Below are 26,399 nucleotides of genomic sequence, written 5' to 3'. Positions count from 1 at the left end.
ATTTTTCCCATATTATAATTTTAAGATAGTATAATGTTTCCCTGCCGCAGACGGCAAAATGGTCTGCGGCTGCTGGAAGCAGGAAGAGCGGATTCCCGGAATCCGCTTTATATATTCTGAAAACAGACGGTAAGGAGAGCGGTTTACAATGGGAAAAGTAATCGGAATAGATCTGGGAACCACAAACAGCTGTGTTTCTGTGGTGGAAAATGAAACGCCGGTGATTATTCCATGCAGTACAGGAGGACAGACAACGCCCAGCGTAGTGGCATTTACGAAAAAAGGCGAACGGCTTGTAGGGGCGGCGGCCAGAAGGCAGGCCGTAACAAATCCGGATCGAACGATCAGTTCTGTAAAACGTCACATGGGAACGGACTGGTCTGTACGTATTGATGGAAAATCCTACAACGCCCAGACTATCAGTGCCATGATTCTTATGCAGCTGAAGAAAGATGCGGAAGAATTTTTAGGAGAGCCGGTGACCGATGCGGTGATCACGGTTCCGGCTTATTTTAATGATATTCAGCGTCAGTCTACAAAAGACGCAGGCAGAATTGCGGGATTGAGTGTAAAGAGAATCATTAATGAACCGACCAGTGCGGCTATGTCTTACGGACTGGATCACGGAGAACCGCAGAAGGTCATGGTGTATGACCTGGGCGGAGGTACTTTTGACGTTTCTATTATTGAGATCGGAGAAGGAGTGATCGAAGTACTGTCTACAGCGGGAGACAATCATCTGGGCGGCGATGATTTTGACGGCCGGATTGTGGACTGGATTGTACGCAATTTCAAGGCTCAGAAAAGGGTGGACGTGTCGAAGGATTTCGCCGCTATGCAGCGGATCCGGGAAGCGGCGGAACAGACGAAGAAAGAATTATCTACGGCTTCCACTTCTAATATTAACCTTCCATATCTGACTCAGGTGAAAGGAGAACCGGTACATCTGGAAATGACGCTTACCCGGGCGGTGTTCAATGAGCTGGTGCAGGATCTGATTGAGCGTACGCAGACTCCGGTACAGAACGCGTTAAGTGATGCGGGCATTACGCCTTCTCAGCTGGGCCGGGTTCTGCTTGTAGGAGGTTCCACCCGTATCCCGGCCGTGCAGGATAAAGTGCGGGCGCTTACGGGAAAAGAACCATCCAGAAATATTAATCCGGATGAATGCGTTGCCAAAGGAGCGGCGATACTGGGCAGCGCACTTCAGGGAAATGCCCTTACGGCAGCGGGGACAGGCCAGAGTCTGCTTCTGATGGATGTGACGCCTTTAAGTCTTTCCATAGAGACAGTGGGGGGAGTGTCCACCTGCCTGATCAAGAGAAATTCTACAATTCCTACACGTTATTCCAGAGTATTTACTACAGCCGCGCCCTATCAGAGCAGTGTGGATATCCATGTTCTTCAGGGGGAACGTCCTATGGCAAGGGATAACAAAACTATCGGAAGATTCCGGCTGAAAGGAATACGCAAGGCAATGGCAGGCGTGCCTCAGATTGAGGTAACCTTCGACATTGACGTTAACGGTATTCTGAAAGTTTCAGCCAAAGATCTGGATACGGGAAAGGCCCAGTCTATTACGATCACCGCGGATGACAGAATGTCCGACATGGAAATTCAGCAGGCCATCCATGACGCTCAGGAATACGCCGGCCAGGATCAGCTGAGGCGGGATGCGCTGGAGCTGATCGGCGAAGCACAGAAAAAAGCCGCCGAAGCCCGTCAGATCCTGAAAGTTCAGGATAAACAGATGGAGAAAGGCCGGAAGAAGCAGATGAAAAAAGATGTGGCCGCACTGGAAAAAGTGCTGGCAAAAACAAGAGTTGACAAAGTTTCAGAAAACGACATGAATACTATCAGACAGACAATGGGTGTTCTGGAGGAGGACATGAATGCTGCAAATTAGACATATCCGTAAGGAGTACAGAACAGGCAGCCTGGTCCAGAAAGCGCTGGACGATGTCAGCCTGAACCTCAGAGACAATGAATTCGTGGCTATCCTGGGCCCCAGCGGCTCAGGAAAGACCACGCTTCTTAATATTATCGGAGGACTGGACCGATATGACAGCGGTGATCTGATCATTAACGGAATTTCCACGAAAAAGTATAAAGACCGGGACTGGGATTCTTACCGGAACCATACTATTGGTTTTGTATTTCAGAGTTATAATCTGATTCCTCATCAGACGGTGCTGGCCAATGTAGAGCTGGCCCTGACCATATCGGGAATCGGAAAGACCGAGCGCCGCAGACGGGCAAAAGAGGCTCTCGATAAAGTAGGGCTTGGCAATCAGATACACAAGAAGCCGAATCAGATGTCCGGCGGACAGATGCAGAGAGTGGCGATTGCCCGTGCCCTGGTTAATGATCCGGATATTCTGCTGGCAGATGAGCCTACCGGCGCCCTGGACAGCGATACAAGCATACAGGTAATGGATCTGCTGCGGGAAGTGGCGAGAGACCGGCTGGTCGTTATGGTAACCCATAATCCGGAACTGGCAGAAAAGTATGCAACCAGGATTGTGAATTTAAGAGACGGCAGAATTCGCTCAGACACAGATCCTTTCGAAATCGATGAAGACAGGATGGAAGAGCCGGAACACAGGAACATGGGAAAATCATCCATGTCCTTTCTTACGGCTCTTTCTCTGAGCTTTAATAATCTGAAAACCAAAAAAGCCAGGACCCTTCTGACTTCTTTTGCCGGGTCTATCGGAATTATCGGTATTGCGCTGATTCTGTCTCTGTCCACAGGAGTAAATGACTATATCAAGTCAATTGAGGAAGAGACAATGGCCGAATATCCCCTGCAGATTCAGAGCACGGGGCTGGATCTGAGTTCTATGATAACAGACGGAGCAGGCGGAACAGAGGAAGGCGGCGCAGCCGGAGAAGTGGAAGTGCTACAGATGCTGACCAGTATGTTTTCCACAATGGATTCCAATGACCTTGCTTCTCTGAAAAAATATCTGGACAGTCCGGACAGCGGAATCGAAAAATATACGAATGCAGTGGAGTATTCCTATAATACATCGCCGCAGATATACCGGCAGGATGCAGACGATGTACGGCAGGTTCATCCGGACGCTTCTTTTGAAGCACTGGGACTGGGTTCATCGACCTCGTCAAACAGTATTATGTCTATGATGATGAGTACAGATGTGTTTTATGAGATGCCGGAAAATGAAAATCTGTACCAGGGACAATATGATGTGAAGGCAGGCCGCTGGCCGGAAAATTATAATGAATGCGTTCTTGTCCTCACCGCCGGAGGCGGGGTCAGTGATTTTATGCTGTATACACTTGGACTTAGAGATTCTGCGGAGCTGGATAAGATGATACAGCAGTTTGCTGACGAAGAAAATGTGGATGTGCCGGAAAATATGGGTGCCTATGATTATGAAGATTTTCTCGGTATTACATTCAAACTGGTAAACAGTTCAGACTGTTATGAATATGACAGTCAGTATCAGGTCTGGAGAGATAAAACCCAGGATGATGCCTATATGAAGAATGTGGTTGAAGCGGGCGAAGATCTTAAGATCGTAGGTGTTGTACAGCCTTCCGAGGATGCAAACGGACTGGTGCTTTCTTCAGGAATCGGGTATCCGGCATCCCTGACCACATATGTGGCGCAGAAGGCGGCAGAGAGTGAGATCGTCAGACAGCAGCTTGCCAGTCCGGATATTAACGTATTTACCGGGGAACCTTTCGGAGAAGAGCACAGTGAAAATGATTTCGATATGGATTCTCTCATTACAGTGGATGAAGAGGCTCTGGCGGAAGCTTTCGGCTTTGATGAAAGTGCTTTGTCAGAAAATATGGCAGGGGCATTTGACTTTTCTTCTGCTTTCAGCCAGGCCGGAAACTCCATAGATCTTTCCGGCGTGGTGGATTTGAGCGGAATCCGGCTGACAATGCCGGATATGGGTACAGTGAATCTGGGAGATATTATGGATAATCTGGATATTTCCATATCTTCAGAAACATTCGGTGATATAGCGACCGGCCTGCTTGCAGGATATCAGGAATATGCAAAAGAACATCCGGAGGCAGACTATTCCGGTTTAGGCGACGCTTTCGCGGCCTTTCTGCGGACTCCGGAAGGGCAGGAAATTCTTTCGGAGAATATCAGAGAGCTTATTCAGTCCGGAGGGGGCGTTCAGATTACCACAGACCAGATCCGGCAGCTGTTCCGGGATATTCTGACAGGTTATGCAGAGTATGTCCAGAATATGGGATATGAGGACGCCTATCAGGATCCGGAGCAGTTTAGCAGGTATCTGGCGGAATATCTGGAAACCGATGAAGCCCGGGCAATTCTGGAACAGTGGGGATCGGATATTCTGGCAGACGTGGACTTCAGCGTTTCAGCGTCACAGCTGGAGACTCTGGCGTCAGAGCTGGCAGCAGGTTATCAGGCGTATGCCCGGAGTACAGGAGCGCCCGACCCCGGTAAAATGGGCCAGTATTTTATGGCTTATCTGAATACAGATCAGGCCCGGCAGCTGCTGGCTGAGGGCCTGGAATCCTCTGTAGATACCAGTCAGCTGGAGAGCCAGATAGCGAAAGCTCTGGAGGACTATATGGGAGGCGCAGCGTCATCTTTCGGCACACAGGTGACGGATGCTCTGGAAGAACAGATTTCTTCTGCCATGCAGCAGGCCATGAATCAGCTTTCGTCAGGCATGGAGGGAGCGATGCGGCAGGCTATGGGACAGGTGGGAGACAGTCTTCAGAATGCCGTGAATATCGATGCGGATGCTTTCGCCGGAGCATTTCAGATGAATATGAGCGGAGAAGAGCTGGCAGAGCTTATGATGTCCATGAACTCCGGACAGAATGCCACATATGAAAATAATCTTAGAACACTGGGCTATATTGACTTTTCCGAGCCCGGCGGCATTGATATTTATCCAAAGGATTTTGAAAGCAAGGAAGAAGTTGTACGGATTCTGGATGAATATAACAGCCGGATGGAAAGCGAAGGAAAAGAAGAGCAGGTGATTACTTATACAGATATAGTGGGGTCTCTGATGTCTTCTGTGACAGAGATTATAGATACGATCAGTTATGTGCTGATTGCGTTTGTGGCGATTTCGCTGATTGTATCCTCAATTATGATCGGGGTCATTACTTATATCAGTGTTCTGGAGCGGAAAAAGGAGATCGGTATTCTGCGGGCGATCGGAGCGTCGAGGCATAATATATCCCAGGTGTTTAACGCGGAGACGTTTATTATCGGCCTCTGTGCCGGCCTGATCGGTATAGGGCTGACTTTGCTGATCCTGATCCCGGGAAATATGCTGATTCATCATCTGGCGGGAACCACGGATATCAGCGCCGTACTTCCTGTTGTACCGGCCGTTGTCCTGATTCTTCTCAGTGTATTGCTGACCCTGATCGGAGGGCTGATTCCATCCAGAAAGGCAGCAAAAAGCGATCCGGTAACAGCGCTTCGGACAGAGTAGGAAAAAGCGACGTCCGGTGCATACATGAAAACAGACAGTTATAAAAAAGTCCGGGTATCCGGACTTTTTTTATGGATATTTCCGCGAATCTGTCTTGCCGTCGCGAGGGTTTTCCTGTCTGCCTGAATGTAGGTTCTGCCGTGCCCGGCACTGCTTCCGGTAACAGCTGGGAGTCATCTGTACGCAGTCCTTAAACGCATTTGTAAATTTCCCCTGTGTTTCATATCCCACTTTTGAGGCAATTGCGGAAATGCTTTCCGCTGTCTGCTCCAGCAGTTCCATTGCTTTTTGTATGCGGAATTCCTTCATATAGGCGGCAATGGGCAGGCCGTATACTTCTTTGAAAACTTTTTTTAAAGAAGCTGTGTTAATCAGATACTGCCGGGACAACTCTTCGATTGTATAGCGTCTGTCCAGATGGCTGGTGAGCTGATCGTGGATGGTGCAGATCAGTTCTTCCTGGCGGGACATGCCGGAGGAACCGGGGGGTTCTTCCTCGGCTGACGGGCAGGTGATCCGGATCATCTGCTCAATTATATGATGCAGCAATTGCGCCTGCTCTGTTTCCGCCGCTTTGTAGTAAACCTCTTTTCCGTGACGCCGGCTGACAATCAGGCCGGCAATTTTCAGCTGCCTCAGATGATGGGATACAGCGGGGCTGCTCATGTCCACCAGAGAAGAGAGATTGATGACACACTCTTCGCAGTGGCAGAGAAGCCAGAAAATGCGGATGCGACTTCCGTCTCCCAGCTGTTTAAAGATATCTGCCACTGTCTGGAAATCTTTGGTTTTTGGAATCGCTTCGGATTTATTTTCAAATATCTGATGATGGTTGTGGGGTAAATTGTCTTTTTTCATTACAAAGGCCCTCCTTTGTCCTCTATTGTATCATAAGAAGAGGAAAAAGAAGGGCCTTTTTCAGTGTGCTGGTCTATGCAGCTGACAGGGAGCTGTTTTATTTCTCCTGCCGGAAACGATTCCGCTTAACAGTCAGCCATACAACTGCGGCTGATGAAGCAAACATAAATACAATTGGTATGATCACGCTGGTGTTGTCACCGGTCTGTACGGCACTGTCAGATGAAGCGGTGACAGTATCCGCTGTGTCCGGCCCCGATGTATCTGCGGGCTCAGAGGAGTCTGTCGGTTCAGAAGGATCTGAGGGATCGGAAGGATCCGCCGGTTCAGAAGGATCTGAGGGATCGGAAGGATCCGCCGGTTCAGAAGGATCTGAGGGATCGGAAGGATCCGAGGGTTCAGAAGGATCTGAAGGGTCGGAGGGATCCGAGGGCTCAGAAGGATCTGAAGGGTCGGAGGGATCCGTAGGCTCAGAAGGATCTGAAGGGTCGGAGGGATCCGTAGGCTCAGAAGGATCTGAAGGGTCGGAGGGATCCGTAGGCTCAGAAGGATCTGAAGGGTCGGAGGGATCCGTGGGCTCAGAAGGATCCGAGGGTTCAGAAGGTTCTTCGATTGGCCCTGCATAGTTGGGAATATCCGGCTGCTCCAATGTGGCAGAGGTACTTTTATTGATTACATTCCACAGCTGGTAAATGCTGCTGTCGGATTTTTCTGTCAGAACCAGGTTGTTGCCGCTGGTCATATCATCATTTGCGATGCCAATAGCCAGTCCGGAGGCTTTGTTGATAAAGCGTGCGGATCCGTCTGCATCTTCCAGAGACCAGAGCTGCGTCTGATCCTCTTCGTTCCCGGTTACAAGCATAACTCTTGTTCCTGCGGACGTGCCGCTGTTCTGAGGAGCCAGAACCATATCCGGGTTTTCCAGGGGTGAGATACGGAAGTATCCCTCTCCGGCCGGGGTGATCTTCCAGCTGTTCCGATCACTGTCTACTGTATTCCAGATTACACCGTTATCCCAGTTTTCCCATACGCTGGCGCCGTCTGCAATGCTGATCACACGGAAGTATGTATTGGCAAAGTCATGGCCGGCTTTGGGAATCAGGGCTGTATTCCGTGTAAGATTATTGATCCGCCAGGCCGGTGCGTCCTCTTCGTCTACCAGCTGAAGCGGAGTGCCGCTTGTAACGGAGGAGGAAAATCCAAGCGCCTGACCTGTAGCAGCCTGAACCAGTTTGCCGGTAGTACTTTCAACCGGTACAAAGGCCCACAGCTGTTCCGGATCAGTGATATCTGCCTCTGTCAGAGCTACTGTGCTGCCGTTTACAGGCGCCAGAGCCTGAGCGCCGTCCAGGGTAGTAATATGGAAGCCTTCTTCTGTAAGTGTCAGCTTCCAGCTGTTAATGGTTTCATCGCCGTAATTCCACCATAACACTACTCCGTTATACTGCTCCAGATGGTATTCTGTGCCGTCTTCACCATCGTAGAGAATTTTAAAGGTGTCGGTTTCATAGTTGTGGGTACTGTCTCCGGTTTCAGAGGGAACAAATACATCATCATAATTATCCGGAATAGTGGAAGGATCCCACGGATCGTCCAGAAAATCTTCCGGGAAAATCTTATCAAAGAAAGCATAGGTCTCGGGATCATACTTTAACAGGTCTTCCCGGGTATTGACCGGACCGCGTACGCCGTCTGTCCAGTCCGGACTTTCTTCCATTACACTGAACCAGATCGTACACATGGTAGCAAAGAATTCATCTGCGTTTGAGATGGCATAGGTGTTTGGCCACATGCCAAGAGCTCTGCGGCTGTTGTACAGAGCCATAAATTCATCGTGGAGGGACTGATCTTCCAGCAGATCCATGCCCAGCGATTTTACAGAGTGACCGAACTCGTGAACAAGAATGTTTTCGTTGCGGTAGCCTGTCTGATTCTCGCCTCCCAGCACTCTAATTACGTTTTTCTCTGCAATAGAGGAAACTCCGCCGTTGTATTCATTTCCGCCGTAGCCTTCTACCTCATACATATCCGGATCCCAGGCGCTTCGATGTTCCGGAATGAAGTAGGCGTTTTCATCCGGCCCGTAGAGCGCCATAGACGCGCCGTATTCTGCCATCCGGGCCGCGATGCCGTTTTCCGTTTTGCCAAGCATGTGATCAATCTGATCTGCTGCCGCGGCCAGACTGTCCGGCTGCACATTGTCGCTGGCCTTGACAACGATGCCTGTTTCGGATGTATAGAACTGCGTGTAATAGTTCTCATAGTCTACATCATAGGTGACAGGTTCAGCGCTGTTGCCGTCGGTATCCTCGATGGTATTTCCTTCAACTATTTCCAGGGTAATCGGCTGGGATTCATCTACTGTACCATCGAAGCCGATACTGCTGAGAGCATAGCCGTCAAAATACATCGTGTTCCAGTTCCCGGTAAGAAGCTGAAATTCATTTTCCCCGTTCTTTAAGATGTAGTTGTCCGTCTCAATGGAATTCTGAACCTCCTGATCCCAGCGGATCTCCAGATAGTTGCGTTCTTTCAGAATACGCACATCTGTAATCCGGGGAGCGGTTCCGTCCGTATCGGAAGTCTCTGCATAAGCGACACCGGGCGGAACAGTGGTGATTACAAGAGAACATGCTGCAATCAGCGCAAAATGTTTTCGTCTTCTGCGCATTTTTATTGCACCTCCTTATTTGGCTTCTTATTATGAAAATCCTCTCGCATAACAGCCCTGCAGAGGATATTTCATACATAATGAATAGTGAAGATTCATAAAAAATTCACAAATATACATATATATACAATAATTTATTTGGAGAATATTGTCAAGAAAACGTTATACGTTTTACATGATCCGGGAAAAGAAGAAGAATTTACCCAAATGGAAATACTTTTTATCTGTTCGGCAGAAGAAGAGAAAAATTGCTTGACCGTACAATAAAGGAAGTATATTATATGGTCAACGGTTAAACATATGTTTAATTAATAAAAAGTAAAAGAAAGGGAAAGGATGGGAACACCGTGAAAAAATCTTATAAGATTGAAGTGGACTGTGCAAACTGTGCAAATAAAATGGAGGACGCGGCAAAGCGTACCGCAGGAGTGAAAGATGCAAGCGTTAATTTTATGATGCTGAAGATGAACGTAGAATTTGAAGAAGGACAGAATCCGAAAGAAGTAATGAAGGAGGTTCTCAGAAACTGTAAAAAAGTTGAGGATGACTGCGAGATTTATATCTGACAGAAACAGAAAAGCTTCCTGCTTCACAATGTGCGAAGCGGCTGTTCGGTCATGTGCAGGCAGCGAAGCGGATAGGGAATGTGAGGTGAATCTGCTGTGAATAAAAAACAGAAAAAAATGTTAATCCGTATTCTTATTTCCGCGGTTCTTCTGATCGGGCTGAATTTTGTCCCGGTTACGGGAATTGTAAGATTCCTTCTGTATCTGGTACCATATCTGGTGATTGGCTATGATATTCTGCTGAAGGCGCTGAAGGGAATTAAGAACAGACAGGTTTTTGATGAGAATTTTTTAATGGCCGTAGCTACGGTCGGCGCAATCGCCCTTGCTGTCTATGATCAGAGCGGGGATTATACAGAAGCGGTTGCAGTTATGCTGTTTTATCAGATCGGCGAGCTGTTCCAGAGCTATGCCGTCGGAAAAAGCCGACGCAATATCAGCGAACTGATGGATATCCGCCCGGATTACGCAAATATAGAAAAAGACGGGAAACTGGAGAAGGCAGATCCGGATGAAGTGGAGATCGGAAGTATCATTGTCGTTCAGCCGGGAGAAAAGGTGCCCATTGACGGCGTGATCACCGAGGGGCGTTCCAGTCTGAATACCAGCGCTCTGACCGGCGAGAGCCTGCCCAGGGACGCCGGGACAGGAGACGAGATTATCAGCGGCTGCATCAATATGACAGGTGTGCTGAAGATCCGGACAACGAAGGAATTCGGAGAATCTACAGTTTCAAAGATCCTGGATCTTGTGGAAAACGCAAGCTCCCGAAAGTCCCGTTCCGAGGCGTTTATATCCAGATTCGCAAGAGTCTATACGCCGGCTGTATGCTGCGCCGCGCTGGCGCTGGCATTTCTTCCGCCTCTGGTGCGGATGCTGGGCCTGGGTCTGGCGCCGGAGTGGGGGACCTGGATTTACCGGGCTCTTACTTTCCTTGTAATCAGCTGTCCGTGTGCCCTTGTGATCAGTATTCCGCTGAGTTTCTTTGCAGGGATCGGAGGAGCCAGCAAGGCAGGAGTTCTGGTAAAAGGTTCCAATTATCTGGAGACTCTGTCTCAGACAAAGATTGTCGTATTCGATAAGACCGGCACACTGACCCAGGGCGTTTTCGAAGTCAACGGAATCCATCACAATGAACTGGAAGACGAAAAACTGGTGGAATATGCGGCGCTTGCCGAGAGCGCGTCCTCCCATCCTATCAGCAGGAGTCTTCAGAAGGCATACGGCAAAGAGATTGACCGGGCCCGGGTATCTGATATCAGAGAGATCAGCGGAAACGGCGTGATCGCGAAAGTAGACGGGACAGAGGTCGCTGCGGGAAATGATAAACTGATGCGTTATCTTGGCATTCCGTATATCGGCTGCCATTCCGTGGGAACGATTATCCATATGGCGATTGATGGAAAATATGCGGGGCATATTGTGATCTCAGATGTAATCAAGCCGCATTCCGGAGAGGCTGTCCGTCAGCTGAAAAAGGCCGGGGTCCGCAGAACGGTCATGCTTACCGGCGATGCGGCGAAGGTGGCTGATCAGGTGGCAGAGACTCTGGGACTGGACGAAGTGTACAGCGAACTTCTCCCGGCAGATAAGGTGGAAAAGGTGGAGGAGCTGATCCGCAGGAAACCGGAGAATGCGAAGCTTGCCTTTGTAGGCGACGGCATCAATGACGCGCCTGTTCTGGGCCGTGCGGATATCGGAATCGCCATGGGAGCTATGGGTTCCGATGCGGCGATTGAAGCGGCTGATGTAGTCCTTATGGATGACGATCCTCTGCAGATTGCAAAAGCGATCAAGATTTCCAGAAAATGTCTGCGGATCGTTTATCAGAACATTGTTTTCGCAATCGGTATCAAACTGATCTGTCTTGCTCTGGGGGCGCTGGGATTTGCGGACATGTGGCTGGCCATCTTTGCCGATGTAGGCGTTATGATTCTGGCCGTTCTGAACGCGATCCGGGCATTGTTTGTAAAGAAGCTCTGAGAGAAAGAATTCAGAGAGCCGTTAAAAAGATAAAAGGCTCCGACAGAAGATCTGCCGGAGCGGAAGAATCATGTTCAGCGGAATATTTTTCCGCAGATCCAGTGTGTAAAAGGAGCTGCGGCAAACATATTCCAGAAGAACGCCATGGGGAAGTTTTTCAGAACTGTCCCTGCCCAGATGGCAGGCAGCCGGCTTACCGGCATGCCTGCCATTATTATATTGAATAAAATCGTCGCTACCATACTCATGGTCGGACACATAACAGCAATGGTTCCTGCCTGACGCAGAAGACGGCATATGTAAGGATTGTCTTTTTCCGGATCACAGTGCTTTGCAGCGAAAGCGGCTCCAAGGCGGTTGCCCCAGAGAGTGGAAAAAAGAATGACAAACAGTCCCATAAAAGTCATTTCTTTCAGCGCGTCCAGAAAAACAACGTTTGTCATGCTGCTGAAGCCGCCCCCGGCAAGATGATATCCGTGGTTAATTGCGGTATTATAGATTTCCATGCCGAACGCCATGGCGTAGGACATGATAATTCCAAAAATAATTCCCTGTGTTTTGTTTTTTGGCATTGATTTTCTCCTTTCAGACAATATAAAAAACGTGCAGCGTTCAACTGGATTTACGCAGTGAATGCTACACGTTACAGAATATAATCATAGACAGATCTGCAGAATTTTTCAAAGGTAATATTGCACAAAAAAGAGAGGATGAAATTATTATTTATGATGAAAAACAAATTTACAGTAGACAAATGAAATATGAACTGGTAGTATGTATACGTAGATCAAGTTTGTTATTACGTAAGGGTAAGCAAGACTGTTTATAATACTGAATGGAGGGTATTGTAGACAGTTTTTTATTTTGCAGAAAAGCCGTACTGAATTCCATTGCTTACCGGGGAGGCAGGAGCAGGTGAAAATTCTCAGAGTTCTGAATACAAATGCAGTGGTATCGACGGATCCGCATGGGCAGGAATCGGATTTAAAAAGAAAAAGGGAGAGGAACTTGATAAATCCCTTGTGGAAAAAATATACTGTCTGAAAAGCAGGGAAGATAATTACCGGCTGCAGGAAGTGGTAAGAGAAATTTCGGAAAAATATCTGGAAATTGCCGGAAAAGTTGTGGCATCTGCCCGGGAAGCCGGTCTGAAGATCCGGGATGCGCTTTATGTAACCCTGACCGACCATATTAATTCTGCTGTGGAACGATACCAGAGCGGAATCAGTCTGAAAAACATGATGCGTCATGAGATCAGAAAGTTTTACCCCCAGGAATATAAACTGGGACAGAAGGCGATCGGATGGATAGAAAATATGACAGGGATTGATCTCGGAGATGATGAAGCCGCGTTTATTGCCATGCATATTATTTCTTCCGAGTTTGAGACAAATGAAGTGTCGGATGTGCAGAAGATTACCGGGCTGATGAATGCTATCATCAAGATTGTCAAAATGCATTTTAAGATAGAATTTAATGAGGATTCGGTATCATACCAGAGATTTCTGACGCATTTGAAATTTTTCTCCGCCAGGGTTATGGACGGGGAAGTTTATCAGGACAGCATGGAAGAGATTTACCGGGCAATGGTGGCCCAGAACAGGCGGGCATACACCGGTGTGGAAAAAGTTGATCAGTTTATCAGGAAGCAGTACGGATATAAATTAAGTATTGATGAAGAACTGTATCTGTTAATACACATAAAAAGAATACTGGACGAACAGCAGAGCTAGTCCGCAGGTTTGTTATTATTCAGTTAAGCAAGACCTGATCGCGGAGGGCGCATATCCCGGGAAGATGCGCTCTCTGTGATCAGGTCTTTGTATTTCCGGGAAAATCCGGGGAAAAATATATAAATATATAAAAAATATTTTGAGAGGTGAAATCATGGATTACGAGAGTGTTGCAAAGAAAATCCTGCAGCGTGTAGGAGGCAAAGAAAATGTAGTAAGTCTGGTGCACTGTATGACGAGACTGAGATTTACACTGAAAGATGAGTCAATCGTAGATGATGAGGCGGTCAAAAAGACAAAAGGCGTTATGGGCGTTATGAAAAAGGCCGGACAGTATCAGATCATTATTGGAAATGATGTGGCCAATGTTTTTGCAGAGCTGAACAAACTGGGAAATTTCTCAAATGAGGCTCCGAAGAAACTGCCGGAAAAGAAAGAAAAGAAAAATATTCTTTCTATGCTGATGGATACGATTTCCGGTATTATGGCGCCGGTTATTCCGGCGATTATCGGGGCAGCCATGATCAAAGTGCTGCTGACACTGCTTCCGATGATCGGCGTGCTGGATACAGAGGGGTATACATACAGCCTCCTCAGTGTCATGGGCGACGGAGCCTTTTTCTTCATGCCTGTGCTGATTGCCATATCCGCATCGAAGAAATTCGGGACAAATATGTACTATGCGGCAAGTATTGCTTTGATCATGCTTCATCCGAATTTTATTTCTCTTATGGACGGGGCTCATGAAGCGGAAGAAGTGGTGAAATTCCTGGGATATATTCCGGTTACCTATGCCTCATATGCTTATTCGGTTATACCGATCATTCTGGCTGTATGGTCCCTGCAGTATGTAGAAAAGCTGGTGGATAAAATTACGCCGGTAGTGACAAAAAACTTTTTAAAGCCAATGCTCGTTGTGCTGATTGAAGCGCCGATTGCCCTGATTGTATTAGGACCTCTTGGAGCGATCTGCGGAAATGTTCTTTCAGATGTGGTTTATTTTGTTCATGATAAACTCGGGTTCCTGGCAATCGGAATTGTGGCAGGTATTTATCCCTTTGTTGTTATGGCCGGCATGCATCACGCATTTACGCCGATTAAGCTTGGCATGATCGCCACAACAGGATATGAGAATTTTATCTGTATCGGAGAGCTGTGTTCCAATATGGCACAGGGCGCGGCGGCGCTGGCAGTATCTATTAAAAGTAAAAACAAAGATTTCAAACAGGTAGCCGGTTCATCTGCATTTTCCGCATTATTCGCGGGCATTACCGAGCCTGCTCTGTATGGTGTTACACTCCGCCTGAAGCGCCCCATGCTTGGCGCCTGCATCGGAGCGGCTGTGGGAGGTCTTTTCGGAGGATTTTTCCAGATGAAATGTTTTGGAATTGCCACCCCGGCTATTGTTACTATCGTGCAGTATGTAGAAGAAGACAGAGCTGTCAGCCTGCTGATTGCGGCGCTTACGATTCTTCTTACAGTTGTAGTTACGTTTATTGCCACAATGCTGATCGGATTTGAAGATATTGTGGATGAAGACGAAGAGGAAGAACTTATCTCTGAAGCGGAGGAGACACCTGCCGCAGAACTGCTTCCGGAAGGACAGGAAATCCATATTTTCAGTCCTGTGCAGGGAGAGTGCATCCCGCTGGAACAGGTTAAAGACGCTACATTTTCACAGGGAATTCTGGGAAAAGGAACAGCAGTCATCCCGGAAAAAGGAGAAGTAGTAGCGCCGTTTGACGGGAAAATCGATGTAATGTTTGAAACCGGACATGCAGCAGGACTGACAGGTGAAAACGGAGTAGAACTTCTGATCCATGTAGGAATGGATACGGTTAATCTGGAAGGAAAATATTTCCATCCGAAAAAGGCCTCAGGAGACAAAGTGAAAAAAGGAGAAGTAATTCTGGAATTTGATAAAGATGAAATTGTAAAAGCCGGTTACGATATTACAACTCCGATTATTGTTTCCAATACGGATGCTTTTGCTGATGTCGCGGCCGCTGCGTCGGGACCGGTAAAAGAGCTGGATGAGATTTTAGTGATCAGATAACACAGAAAGAAAATGGAGGAACAGGATGGAACAGATGAAAGCAAAGGGATTTCCGGAAGGATTTCTCTGGGGAAGCGCGTCGGCAGCGTATCAGATTGAAGGCGGCTGGCAGGAAGGCGGAAAAGGTATGACCAACTGGGACGCATTTGTGCGCATCCCGGGGAAAACCTATAAAGGAACAACAGGAGACGTAGCTGTGGATCATTACCACAGATATAAAGAAGACATTGCCCTGATGGCGGAAATGGGACTGAAAACCTATCGTTTTTCCGTTTCATGGGCCAGAATTTATCCGGAAGGCACAGGAAAAGTAAATGAAGAGGGTATTGCATTTTATGAGAATATCATTGATGAGTGTCTGAAATACGGAATTGAGCCCATGGTGACGATTTATCACTGGGACCTGCCGCAGGCTCTTGTCGACGAATATCAGGGCTGGGAAAGCCGGAAGATTATTGACGATTATGTAAATTACGCAAAGACTCTGTTTGCAAGATTCGGGAGTAAGGTGAAATACTGGATTACGCTGAACGAGCAGAATATTTTTACCTCCCTGGGCTGGCTGACCGCGCAGCACCCGCCGGGGAAATTTGATGATCAGAAGACCTTTTATCAGGTGAATCATCACGCTTTTATGGCACATGCAAAAGCAGTTCTCGCCTACCGGGAAATGGGCGGTACGGGAAATATAGGGGCAAGCTTTGCCTATACACCTTCCTATGCGCTTGACTGCAGACCCATTAACGCAATGGCGAAAGCGAATTATGATGATCTGAAGAACTACTGGTGGATGGACATCTATGCATACGGCCGCTATCCTGTGGCGGCAATGACTTATTTAAAGAAAAAAGGAATTGCGCCGGAAATCGCAGAAGGAGATGAAGAAATTTTAAGAAAGGCTGCGGCTCAGATTACATTTATGGGAGTAAATTACTATCAGAGCTGCGTGTGCGAGTACAATCCTATGGACGGTGTGACGCCCTACGGCACAATGAATACAAGCGGAGTCAAAGGCTCTGCCCAGGAAGTCGGCATCCAGGGAATCTATAAGAATCCTGCAAATCCATATCTGATGACAACCGACTGGGACTGGAGCATCGATCCCTCCGGTCTTCAGTTCTGCTGCCGGGAGATTACCAGCCGTTATGCGCTTCCTGTTATTATCTCGGAAAACGGACTGGGTGCTTTTGATAAGAAGACGGATGAGAACCGTATCCATGATGAATACAGGATCTGCTATCTGAAAGAACATCTGAAAGCGCTGGGCGATGCGGTCGAAGAGGGATGCCGTGTGCTTGCCTACTGTACCTGGTCTTTTACAGATCTGCTGAGCTGGCTGAACGGATATCAGAAGAGATACGGTTTCGTTTATGTGGATCGGGATGAAGAGGAAGGCGGCACCCTGAACCGCTATAAAAAGGACAGTTTTTATTGGTACCGGAATGTGATTGAGACAAACGGAAAATCGCTTTTTGAAGAGGAAGATACAGAACAGTCCTGACAGAACGCTGGCGTCAGTTCGGATCCTGCTGTATAATGAGCTGGTAAACGAGGAGAAATCCAGACAGAAAACGATGACAGACAGGAGTATCCGGATATGACATTAACCCAGCTGAATTATATTATTACAATTGCAGAGACTAAATCAATCAACAAGGCCGCCGGGCAGCTGTATGTATCTCAGCCGTCCCTGACCAGCGCCGTCCGGGAGCTGGAAAAAGAGCTGGGGATTACGCTGTTTCACCGCAGCGGCAGAGGCGTGACTCTGACCAATGACGGCGCGGAATTCCTTCTCTATGCCAGAGCGCTTTACGGACAGTATGAGACGATTCTGGAGAAATACGGGAAAAACGGCTCGCTGAAGAAAAAGTTCGGTGTATCCACCCAGCATTACTCCTTTGCGGTGAAAGCGTTTGTGGATATGGCGAAGCAGTTTGATATGTCAAAATACGAGTTCGCTCTGAGGGAGACGAAGACTGCGGAGGTGATTCAGGATGTGAGCACAATGAAAAGTGAGATCGGCATCCTTTACCTCAGTGAATTTAACAGAAAGAGTCTGGAAAGGCTGCTGCGTCCGGCAGGGCTGGAATTTCACCATCTGATTGACTGCAAGGCATATGTATATCTGTGGAAAAACCATCCTCTGGCTGCCGAACCGTCCATCTGCTTCCGGCAGCTGGAGGAATATCCGTGCCTGGCGTTTGAACAGGGAGACAACAGCTCTTTTTATCTTGCGGAGGAGATCCTCGCCACAAATGAGTATCCGAGGATTATCCGCACAAATGACAGGGCGACCATGCTGAATCTGATGGTGGGCCTGAACGGATATACGCTCTGCTCCGGCATTATCTGCGAAGAACTGAACGGCAATGAGTTTGCGGCGGTTCCCTTTCAGGACGACGAGGAAAACCACAACAGCGTTATGGAGATCGGCTACATTGTCAGGAAAAATACGATCCTCAGCAAAATGGGAGAGATGTATCTGGATGCGCTGAAGCGGTATCTGGATATCCGGGAATAATTCTCAATTATAAAAGATCTGATTGACAGATTCTGTAAATTATTCATATTATTATTAAGCCGTGTGATCACGGCTTCTTTTTTGATCGAAGGTTAGCAAAGGATAACTCCAGACCTTAAGAGCCAGGATTCCCGTTCCGAAAAGGAATTGCTGGAGGAATATATCCGTTTTGGCGGGTTCCCCATCATTGCTTTGGGCAGGTATGACGAGCAGAGCGCCTATCAGATTGTCAATGGCATCTACCATGGAGTTCCGGTGACCGCTGTCCTCCAGGCATACAGTATCTGTCAGATCCAGCCGAATCCCGGCTTCTCAGATGACAATAACTATTTGAAAAATACATTCGCCGAAGAATCACATCTGGATCTGTTCAGGGATCTGCCGGAAACTGTCTACATTAACACATTGCGGTTATGGTGCAAAAACAGTTTTAATTTTTACTTATAATCAAGAGGAGGACTGGAAAAATCCGTTGGAAAAGGGTGTGCGTTCTGGAATAGAAGATGTCAGCATTGTGGCAACATATATCATGTTGCAGGCGATTGAACTGGGAGTATACAGTACGTGGTGCAATTATTTTTCAAATACAGAATTAGAAAAAACGTTCGCTATCCCTCAAAATGAAAAAGTGGTGTTAATCATGCCGGTTGGCTATAAGGCGGAAAATGTTCAGCCTTCGCCTGCTCACGAAAGTTCAAAAGAACAAAATGCCTTAGTGACGTACTTATAATGTGTTCCGTTGTATTTCGTGATACTGTTAATCATTGAGAAAGAAAGTGACAGTGTGAAGACATCAGACTTTAAGAGAACTTCTGGACTGGTTTGACCGGTTCGACCGCAAAGATACGCTGAAAGTACAGAGGGATCCGGACTGTGTATTCTCTACATTTACAAATGGAACTCTGATCGATGAGGCATTTGCGGATGAGATGCTGCGGGTAAAGAATTTTATGCCGGCCATCAGTATCGAGGGATTTGAAGAGGCGACAGACTCCCGCAGAGGAAACGGAACCTATCAGAAGATCATCCATGCCATGAACATTTTACAAGAAAGAAAGCTGCCCTTTGGCATTTCCTGCTGCTACACTTCCGCAAATGCCGAGGTGATCGGAAGCGAAGAATATTTTGACCAGATGATCGGCATGGGCGCGAAATTTGCCTGGTTCTTTACTTACATGCCGGTGGGAAAAGGCGCGGTGAAGGAGCTGATGGCGACGGCAGAGCAGCGTGAGATGATGTACCACAGGATCCGGGAGTACCGCCGGACAAAGCCGATTTTTACGGTGGATTTCTGGAATGACGGAGAGTATGTGGGCGGATGCATTGCCGGAGGACGCTGCTACTGCCATATCAACGCCAACGGAGACATTGAGCCCTGCGCGTTTATCCACTATTCGGATTCGAATATCCGGGAAAAAACTCTGCTGGAAGCGTATCAGTCGCCGCTGTTCATGGGATACCATGACAACCAGCCATGGAACGACAATATGCTCCGTCCATGTCCGGCCCTGGACAATCCGGGAAGGCTGACCGAGATTGTAGAAAAGAGTCATGCGAAGAGCACAGATTATCAGAATCTGGAGAGTGCAAAGGAGTTTTCTGATAAATGTGTGGAGACTGCGGGAAAATGGGCTCCGGCAGCGGGCCGGCTCTGGGAAGAATCCCGGGGCTGAATGGATGAAGGAAGAAGGAGTTTACCAGCCGGACCAGCGACTTGTTCTTTCCGATCAGCTGTGTATGGGGATTTGGCGGAGTGCTTCTGCATCTCCTTACGGTGAATAACAGATGGAACCATCCGGCCTGGATTTTCGTGAAGTGTACAGCCGCAGGCGCCGCGCTTTTGCGGATGCATGAACGGCAGCAGCAGAAACCGGCAGAGAACCATATAGAGTATATACTGGACAGGTGTTTTACAGACCAGACCCTGCAGCAGTTCTTTCCAAAAATGAAGAGTACGGTTACAGGCGAGAAAATATATATCAACAGCAATTAAAAAGAGACAGTTAATATTTTTTTAGAGTAATTTAATTGAGCCTTCCGGTTTCATGAGCTAAAATAGTACCAGAGTACAGAATCAGACAGACAGCAGATATGCTGCCGGAACGGAGGAAACAATGGAAAAAAAGAACTGGCTTCAGCTTGCCGAAGGAGCCGGAACAAATCTTATCATGGGGCAGGCAATGGATCTTCTGGACGGTGTTCTCGATTATAAAGAACTTATGATGGGATATGCCTGCGCGATCAAGGAGATCAATACAAAATTTGAGGTCCTGGATACGGAATTTGAGGTCAGATACAAGAGAAACCCGATCAGCTCGATTGAGACGCGGCTGAAGAGTCAGACAAGCATTCTTGAGAAGATGGCGAGGATGGGAATACCTCCTACAAGAGAGAACATTGAGAACAACCTGAACGACATTGCCGGGATCCGGGTGATATGTTCCTATATTGATGATATTTATCTCCTGGCAGATGCGCTGACAAAGCAGGACGATATCAGGCTGATCAGGAGAAAAGACTATATCAGCAGCCCGAAACCGAACGGCTACCGCAGCCTTCATCTGATCGTCAGTGTCCCGATCTTCTTTGCGGAGTCCATGAAAGAAGTAAAGGCGGAGGTACAGATCCGGACCATTGCCATGGATTTCTGGGCGAGTCTGGAGCATCAGATCAAATACAAGAAAAAAGTGGAACATGCGGAGAAGGTGATCGCCCGTCTGAAAGAGTGCGCAGATGAGATCGCGCACATAGATGAGACGATGCAGGAAATCCGGATAGAGATGGACAATATCAAAGAAGAAACTACGGATGCGGAAGCGCTGTATGAAAAGCTCAAGAAAATAGATATCAATTTTATGTAAGAAGAGCCCGGTTATAGGATGAACCTATAACCGGATATTTTTTTTGCGTATTAGCAGGAATACATATACTGTGATAGGATGAATCCAGCAGCAAAAAGAACTATAATACATCGATAATCGTTTTAATATACGATTGAACGAAAATGGAGGAGACTGGCATGACAGACATCAGAAATTCACAGAACTGGAGCTTTGAGACAAAACAGGTACATATCGGGCAGGAGCAGCCGGATCCGGCAACAGGGGCAAGAGCAGTTCCGATCTATGCATCAGCATCTTTCGTGTTTGATGACTGTCAGCATGCGGCGGACCGCTTCGCTCTGAAGGATTCGGGAAACATATACGGGAGACTGACGAATCCGACGGAGGATGCATTTGAGCAGAGAATTGCGGCTCTGGAGGGCGGCACGGCAGCTCTTGCAACAGCTTCGGGAGCCGCGGCCATTACCTATACATTTCAGGCACTGGCAAAGGCCGGCGAGCACATTGTTGCTTCTAAGACGATATATGGAGGATCCTACAATCTTCTGGCTCATACGCTGCCTCTTACAGGCGGGATCACGGCAACATTTGTGAATCCGGAAGAAGAGGGCGCATTTGAAAGGGCAATTCAGGAAAATACGAAAGCAATCTTTGTAGAAACGCTGGGAAATCCGAATTCCAATGTGGCGGATCTGGAAAATCTTGCAGAGCTAGCCCATAAACACAAGATTCCGCTTGTCGTGGACTCTACATTTGCCACACCGTATCTGGTGAGGCCGATTGAGCACGGAGCGGATATCGTGGTGCACTCAGCAACAAAGTTTATCGGCGGGCATGGCACGGCTCTGGGTGGTGTGATCATTGACAGCGGCAGGTTTGACTGGAAAGGTTCAGGAAAATATCCGTGGATCTCAGAGCCGAATCCCAGTTATCACGGTGTTTCATTTACAGATGCGGCTCCGGCAGCGGCATTTGTCACCTATGTACGCGCCGTGCTTCTCCGCGATACAGGAGCCACCCTTTCCCCGTTCCACGCTTTTCTTCTGCTGCAGGGACTGGAGACTCTCTCTCTTCGGGTGGAGCGCCATGTGGAAAATGCTCTGAAGGTCGTAAAATATCTGGCCAATCATCCGCAGGTGGAGGCAGTGCATCACCCGTCCCTGGAAAGCGAATCAACCCATGCACTGTATGAAAAGTATTTTCCGCAGGGCGGCGGCTCCATCTTTACCTTTGAGATCAAGGGAGACGCAGGGACTGCACAGAAATTTATTGATAACCTGCCGATCTTTTCTCTGCTGGCAAATGTGGCGGATGTAAAATCACTTGTGATCCATCCGGCCACAACAACTCACAGCCAGTGCACGGCACAGGAACTGGAAGAGCAGGGGATCAGGCCGAATACGATCCGGCTGTCTGTCGGAATCGAGAAGGCGGACGACCTGATCGCGGCGCTTGATACAGCGTTTGAAGCAGCGGAGTGATGCTGCAGACTCTCAGAAAGCAATATGTACAGGCAGAATATAAATTCAGGCTAAAAATCTGCAAGTGAATTTATATTTAGAAGGAGATAAAAACATGACTAATTACTATAAAAGCACACTTGATCTTATCGGGAATACCCCTCTGGTGGAAGTGACAAATATTGAGAATGAACAGAACCTGGAGGCTTCAGTCCTTGTCAAACTTGAATACTTCAATCCGGGCGGAAGTGTAAAGGATCGTATTGCGAAAGCGATGATCGAAGACGCGGAAAGCCGGGAAGCGTTAAAAGAAGGTTCCGTTATCATTGAGCCTACATCCGGAAATACAGGAATCGGGCTTGCGGCAATCGCTGCGGCAAAAGGCTACAGGATCATTCTGACCATGCCGGAGACTATGAGCGTGGAGCGCAGAAATATTTTAAAGGCATACGGTGCAGAGCTGGTGCTGACGGACGGGGCAAAGGGGATGAAAGGAGCCATTGCCAGGGCGCAGGAGCTGGCGGCAGAGATCCCGGACAGCTTTATCCCCGGACAGTTTGAAAATCCTGCGAATCCGGCGGCGCACAGATCAGGTACCGGTCCGGAGATCTGGCGTGATACGGACGGAAAAATCGATATTTTTGTGGCAGGAGTGGGAACCGGCGGAACGATCACAGGAGTCGGAGAATACTTAAAAGAACAGAACCCGGATATAAGCATCGTGGCTGTAGAACCGGAAGGCTCTCCGGTTCTCTCTGAAGGAAAGGCAGGAAAGCATAAGATTCAGGGAATCGGCGCAGGCTTTGTGCCGGAGACTTTGAACACGTCTGTATATGATGAGGTGATCCGGGTGACCGACGAAGATGCATTTGCCGCCGCAAGACATCTGGCGCGAAAGGAAGGAATCCTGACGGGAATATCCTCCGGAGCGGCACTGCACGCCGCTGTTGAACTGGCACAGAGATCGGAGAATAAAGGAAAAACGATCGTGGCGCTGCTGCCGGATTCGGGGGACCGGTATTACTCCACGCCGCTGTTTACGGAAGTCGATTAAGAGGTGTTGACAAAAATGCAGGGAATATGATCATAAGCGAAGAAAAACTGGATATTCCGGAAAATATAGTAGAGAGCGAAAGTAGAAAATCTGATCTTGAAGAGCAGGTTGATACGATCATTGACCAGACCGTATCTGGAGCTTAAGAGCTGTATTATGGCCGCAGTCCTGACAGCAGGCAGCTATCGATTATAATGATGCCAATCGGACATATTTCAGACTTGAAAAATAAATTTCCGGAGACAGGAAAGCCTGTTGATAATGTGGAGATGAAATTGGATGAAGCAGACAGAATCTCAGAAACCACCGAAGAAAGATTAAGCCATGATGATGTATTCCGAAATGTAAGGAGTGCGATTCATGACAAATGTAAATATTCAGAGTGTGACTCACAAAACGATCTGATATAAAATGCCGCCAGCAGTTCAAGCCGGTCCTGCACATTATCAAGGGGCAGCCCCAGTGTTTCTCTGAGAATCCGGACGCGGTAGTTGACGGTGTTTCTATGGCAGAACATTGCCCCGGCAATCTTCTGGATGCTTCCGTTGCAGATCAGGTATTGATACAGTGTTTCCAGGCAGCAGCTTTTATGTGCCTTGTCATATGCAAGAACAGGTCCCAGTTTTTCCCGCCAGTAGTTGTCCAGAACACGCTGATCGGTGACAGAGAAAAGTATTTTATAAAATCCCAGATCATCAAAAGCGCGGAAAATCTCTCCGGCGGCAGCGCATGCGGCCAGAGCAAACCGGGCCTGTGAAAAACTCCGCGGGAAATCGCTGAGCCCTGAAACAGAGCCCAGTCCGGAGCGGATATCCCAGTGAGAAAACGACCGGCTGATACGGCAGGCAAGCTCCCGGACAGCATCTTTGAGCCCGGCAGGAGCCACGGCTTCTGAGACAGTATGTTCCGGCTTGCCCGTACAGGGAAGAACGACAAGGATATCCTCCCGGAAACGGCACATATGACTGCCGGGAAAATGAATTTTCAGTTCCAGCTTTACAGCGGTTTCAAACCGCTGTTTTTCCTGCTCCGGGCCGTCAGCGCCTATACAGTATGCCAGATAACCGGAGTCTGGTGAGAAGCCGCTGCGCGTGAGGACACTTACAGCATGTTCCGGGTCGGAACCGCTGACCAGATCCAGAAATGCTTCTGTAACGGCGTCAGAGGACTGTGTATCCCGGAAAATCCGGTTATAGTAGCTGCGTGTAATATCGTAGATATGGATCTCCCACGGCATGGTAAAGAGCGGGTATGAGTGTTCCTCGCAGAAGTTCCGGATTTCCGGAGTGATGTCATCTTCAGAGAGATACATCCCCGTGTTAAGGATAAGACCGCAGGTGCCCTGGCGGAACAGTTCGCGGATAAAGTCAGAGAGCCATCCGGAGGAAGCCTGCTTTCCCATTCCGGTGGTGATGATCAGCTCGCCCCCGTGAAGAAAGTCAGTCGTAGCAATGTCTTCCGCCACATAGACCCAGTTCATGAGACGGTTCAGACCTTTTGCTCCGCAGACCAGTTCCAGCTGGAATCTGTTTTTTGTTTCAGAATAGATATCCTGCAGTAATAATGACATTATGAAACCTCCGCATAATTTTACTGCAAGAATAGCACGGAAATAGTGCGTGAGTCAATAGATTTTGTGCCAACAGCACAAATAGAGGAATGATATTCGTGCACTCAGGCTATTGGCACAGATGGCTCATTGTGCAATACTTATAGGCAAAAGAACGAGGAAGTGCTTTTGGAAGAAGGCCTTTCTCGTTCTTTTGTTTACAGAAAATTCTGAGGGATAAGAACGATACAGTGACAGGAGGATGATATTATGCTTAGAACAGATTTGCCTGAGATTATAACAGAGACGCTTCCGGGGCCGAAAGCGAAAGAGGTGATTGAGAGAAGGAAAAATGCGGTGCCTTCCGCAATCGGCTGCGTTTATCCGGTAGTGATCAGGCGCGGCGAGGGAGCCATGGTGGAAGACGTGGACGGCAACAAATTTCTTGACTGTGTCGGAGGCGTAGGCGTCCTGAATATCGGATACTCACAGCCGGAGATCATCGAGGCGGTGAAAGAACAGTCCGAACGCTATTTTCACGGGATGTTCAATATTGTAACCCATGAGGGCTATGTGGCGCTTGCGGAAAAGCTGGCGCACATCACGCCGGTAAAAGGAAAAAAGAAAAAAGTATTCTTCGCAAACAGCGGCGCAGAGGCAGATGAGAATGCGGTCAAGGTGGCGAAGGCCTATACGGGAAGACCGAACATTATCGTGTTCTCAGGAGCTTTCCACGGAAGAACACTGCTGACAATGACCATGACGTCCAAGAAGGCTTATACAACCGGACTGGGACCGCTGGCCACGGGAGTGTTCCGGGCAAGATTCCCGTACTATTACCGTAATCCGGAAGGCATGCCTCAGGAAAAAGCACTGGACTATTACATGCAGTCCATCGAGGATGTTTTCGAAGAATGCGGCGCGCCGGATACCGTTGCGGCAATCGTAGTGGAACCGCTGCAGGGTGAGGGCGGATTTATTCCGGCACCCATTGAGTGGGTAAAAGCAGTAAGAAATGTCTGTGATAAGTACGGCATTCTTCTGATCGCGGATGAAGTACAGAGCGGATTCTGCAGGACCGGACGGATGTTCGCATCGGAATACTGGAAAGAAGCAGGTGTAATGCCGGATATTCTGGCAACGGCAAAATCAATCGCGGCAGGAATTCCGCTCTCTGCAATCATTGCCGGGGAAGAAATCATGGAATCCGCCGCCCCCGGAACCATCGGCGGAACATTCTGCGGCAATCCTCTGGCATGCGCCGCGGCGCTGAAGGTCATTGAGATCATGGAACGGGATCACCTTGCTGAGAGATCCTGTCAGATCGGAGAAAAGGTTATGGCACGTTATCGTGAGATGATGGGAAAATATCCGGTGATCGGGGATGTCCGCGGACTTGGAGCTATGGTGGGTATTGAGTTTGTAAAAGATAAGACGACAAAAGAGCCGGCTCCGGAGCTGACTTCTGCCGTCGTACAGGCATGCGCGTCCATGGGACTGATCGTGGAGAGCGCCGGCACGTACCACAATGTCATCCGTTTCCTTGCGCCGCTGGTCATTACCGACGAGCAGCTGGAGGCAGGTCTTGATATCTTTGAAAAAGCCGTTGAAATGTCGATTTAGCCGATTTATAA

At 48.2% G+C, this 26,399-nt stretch carries 18 protein-coding genes and 3 pseudogenes; 16 read left to right on the top strand and 5 right to left on the bottom strand.

Annotated elements, in window-relative coordinates; genetic code table 11:
• Positions 1-148 precede the first annotated feature (148 nt).
• Complete coding sequence (gene dnaK / locus AC0QUU_RS12980) at positions 149-1,906, top strand: molecular chaperone DnaK (protein WP_474543317.1); 1,758 nt, start codon at positions 149-151, stop codon at positions 1,904-1,906.
• Positions 1,893-5,471 (top strand): ATP-binding cassette domain-containing protein, encoded by a 3,579-nt coding sequence (locus AC0QUU_RS12975; protein ID WP_474543316.1) that lies wholly within the window; start codon positions 1,893-1,895, stop codon positions 5,469-5,471. Before dnaK ends, AC0QUU_RS12975 begins: the two co-directional genes overlap by 14 nt.
• 69 nt (positions 5,472-5,540) lie before the next feature.
• Here the strand turns inward: AC0QUU_RS12975 and AC0QUU_RS12970 are convergent.
• The 3 genes and pseudogenes from AC0QUU_RS12970 to AC0QUU_RS12960 all read right to left on the bottom strand — a co-directional run.
• Positions 5,541-5,843: pseudogene (locus AC0QUU_RS12970) on the bottom strand (helix-turn-helix domain-containing protein); the annotation flags it as partial.
• 129 nt (positions 5,844-5,972) lie between these two features.
• Positions 5,973-6,329: pseudogene (locus AC0QUU_RS12965) on the bottom strand (ArsR/SmtB family transcription factor); the annotation flags it as partial.
• Positions 6,330-6,426: 97 nt separating this feature from the next.
• The gene (locus tag AC0QUU_RS12960; protein ID WP_474543315.1) at positions 6,427-9,000 is read right to left on the bottom strand and encodes a hypothetical protein; all 2,574 of its coding nucleotides are present in this window, start codon (positions 8,998-9,000) and stop codon (positions 6,427-6,429) included.
• 347 nt (positions 9,001-9,347) lie between these two features.
• Between AC0QUU_RS12960 and AC0QUU_RS12955 the strand changes: the two genes are divergently transcribed.
• The gene (locus tag AC0QUU_RS12955) at positions 9,348-9,566 is read left to right on the top strand and encodes a cation transporter (protein WP_474543314.1); all 219 of its coding nucleotides are present in this window, start codon (positions 9,348-9,350) and stop codon (positions 9,564-9,566) included.
• A 96-nt stretch (positions 9,567-9,662) separates the two neighbouring features.
• Positions 9,663-11,549 carry a heavy metal translocating P-type ATPase gene (locus AC0QUU_RS12950; protein ID WP_474543313.1) on the top strand — a complete coding sequence of 629 codons (1,887 nt, stop codon included), beginning with the start codon at positions 9,663-9,665 and terminating at the stop codon, positions 11,547-11,549.
• Between the two features lie 74 nt (positions 11,550-11,623).
• Here the strand turns inward: AC0QUU_RS12950 and AC0QUU_RS12945 are convergent, their stop codons facing one another.
• A complete protein-coding gene (locus tag AC0QUU_RS12945) occupies positions 11,624-12,121 on the bottom strand; it encodes a DUF2798 domain-containing protein (RefSeq protein WP_474543312.1) in 498 nt (165 codons plus the stop codon).
• A gap of 318 nt (positions 12,122-12,439) precedes the next feature.
• On the opposite strand from AC0QUU_RS12945, the gene AC0QUU_RS12940 reads away from it, so the two are divergent.
• From AC0QUU_RS12940 to cysK, 11 genes and pseudogenes are all read left to right on the top strand, one after another.
• On the top strand, positions 12,440-13,282 hold the full coding sequence (locus AC0QUU_RS12940; RefSeq protein ID WP_474543311.1) for a PRD domain-containing protein: 843 nt from the start codon (positions 12,440-12,442) through the stop codon (positions 13,280-13,282).
• A gap of 154 nt (positions 13,283-13,436) precedes the next feature.
• A complete protein-coding gene (locus tag AC0QUU_RS12935) occupies positions 13,437-15,338 on the top strand; it encodes a beta-glucoside-specific PTS transporter subunit IIABC (RefSeq protein ID WP_474543310.1) in 1,902 nt (633 codons plus the stop codon).
• 25 nt (positions 15,339-15,363) lie between these two features.
• Positions 15,364-16,839 carry a glycoside hydrolase family 1 protein gene (locus tag AC0QUU_RS12930; protein WP_474543309.1) on the top strand — a complete coding sequence of 492 codons (1,476 nt, stop codon included), beginning with the start codon at positions 15,364-15,366 and terminating at the stop codon, positions 16,837-16,839.
• A 96-nt stretch (positions 16,840-16,935) separates the two neighbouring features.
• On the top strand, positions 16,936-17,859 hold the full coding sequence (locus AC0QUU_RS12925; protein ID WP_474543308.1) for a LysR family transcriptional regulator: 924 nt from the start codon (positions 16,936-16,938) through the stop codon (positions 17,857-17,859).
• Positions 17,860-18,006: 147 nt separating this feature from the next.
• Positions 18,007-18,306, top strand: a complete 300-nt coding sequence (locus tag AC0QUU_RS12920; protein ID WP_474543307.1) for a hypothetical protein — start codon at positions 18,007-18,009, stop codon at positions 18,304-18,306.
• Positions 18,307-18,331: 25 nt separating this feature from the next.
• Positions 18,332-18,589: a nitroreductase family protein gene (locus tag AC0QUU_RS12915; protein ID WP_474543306.1), complete on the top strand. Its 258-nt coding sequence runs from the start codon at positions 18,332-18,334 to the stop codon at positions 18,587-18,589.
• Between the two features lie 133 nt (positions 18,590-18,722).
• Positions 18,723-19,532: pseudogene (locus AC0QUU_RS12910) on the top strand (radical SAM protein); the annotation flags it as partial.
• A 41-nt stretch (positions 19,533-19,573) separates the two neighbouring features.
• Complete coding sequence (locus AC0QUU_RS12905; protein ID WP_474543305.1) at positions 19,574-19,852, top strand: hypothetical protein; 279 nt, start codon at positions 19,574-19,576, stop codon at positions 19,850-19,852.
• Positions 19,853-19,973: 121 nt separating this feature from the next.
• Positions 19,974-20,720 carry a GTP pyrophosphokinase gene (locus tag AC0QUU_RS12900; protein ID WP_474543304.1) on the top strand — a complete coding sequence of 249 codons (747 nt, stop codon included), beginning with the start codon at positions 19,974-19,976 and terminating at the stop codon, positions 20,718-20,720.
• Positions 20,721-20,878: 158 nt separating this feature from the next.
• Positions 20,879-22,183 carry an O-acetylhomoserine aminocarboxypropyltransferase/cysteine synthase family protein gene (locus AC0QUU_RS12895; protein ID WP_474543303.1) on the top strand — a complete coding sequence of 435 codons (1,305 nt, stop codon included), beginning with the start codon at positions 20,879-20,881 and terminating at the stop codon, positions 22,181-22,183.
• 94 nt (positions 22,184-22,277) lie between these two features.
• Complete coding sequence (cysK, locus tag AC0QUU_RS12890) at positions 22,278-23,216, top strand: cysteine synthase A (RefSeq protein ID WP_474543302.1); 939 nt, start codon at positions 22,278-22,280, stop codon at positions 23,214-23,216.
• A gap of 358 nt (positions 23,217-23,574) precedes the next feature.
• Here cysK and AC0QUU_RS12885 read toward each other — a convergent pair whose 3' ends face one another.
• On the bottom strand, positions 23,575-24,786 hold the full coding sequence (locus tag AC0QUU_RS12885) for a PucR family transcriptional regulator (RefSeq protein ID WP_474543301.1): 1,212 nt from the start codon (positions 24,784-24,786) through the stop codon (positions 23,575-23,577).
• 249 nt (positions 24,787-25,035) lie between these two features.
• Between AC0QUU_RS12885 and AC0QUU_RS12880 the strand changes: the two genes are divergently transcribed.
• Positions 25,036-26,388: an aspartate aminotransferase family protein gene (locus tag AC0QUU_RS12880; RefSeq protein WP_474543300.1), complete on the top strand. Its 1,353-nt coding sequence runs from the start codon at positions 25,036-25,038 to the stop codon at positions 26,386-26,388.
• The last annotated feature ends 11 nt before the right edge of the window (positions 26,389-26,399 follow it).

The sequence above is a fragment of the Mediterraneibacter sp. HA8405 genome (assembly GCF_056148955.1).
Note: the sequence above shows the minus strand (reverse complement) of the source record. Positions and strands in the feature narration are given on the sequence as shown.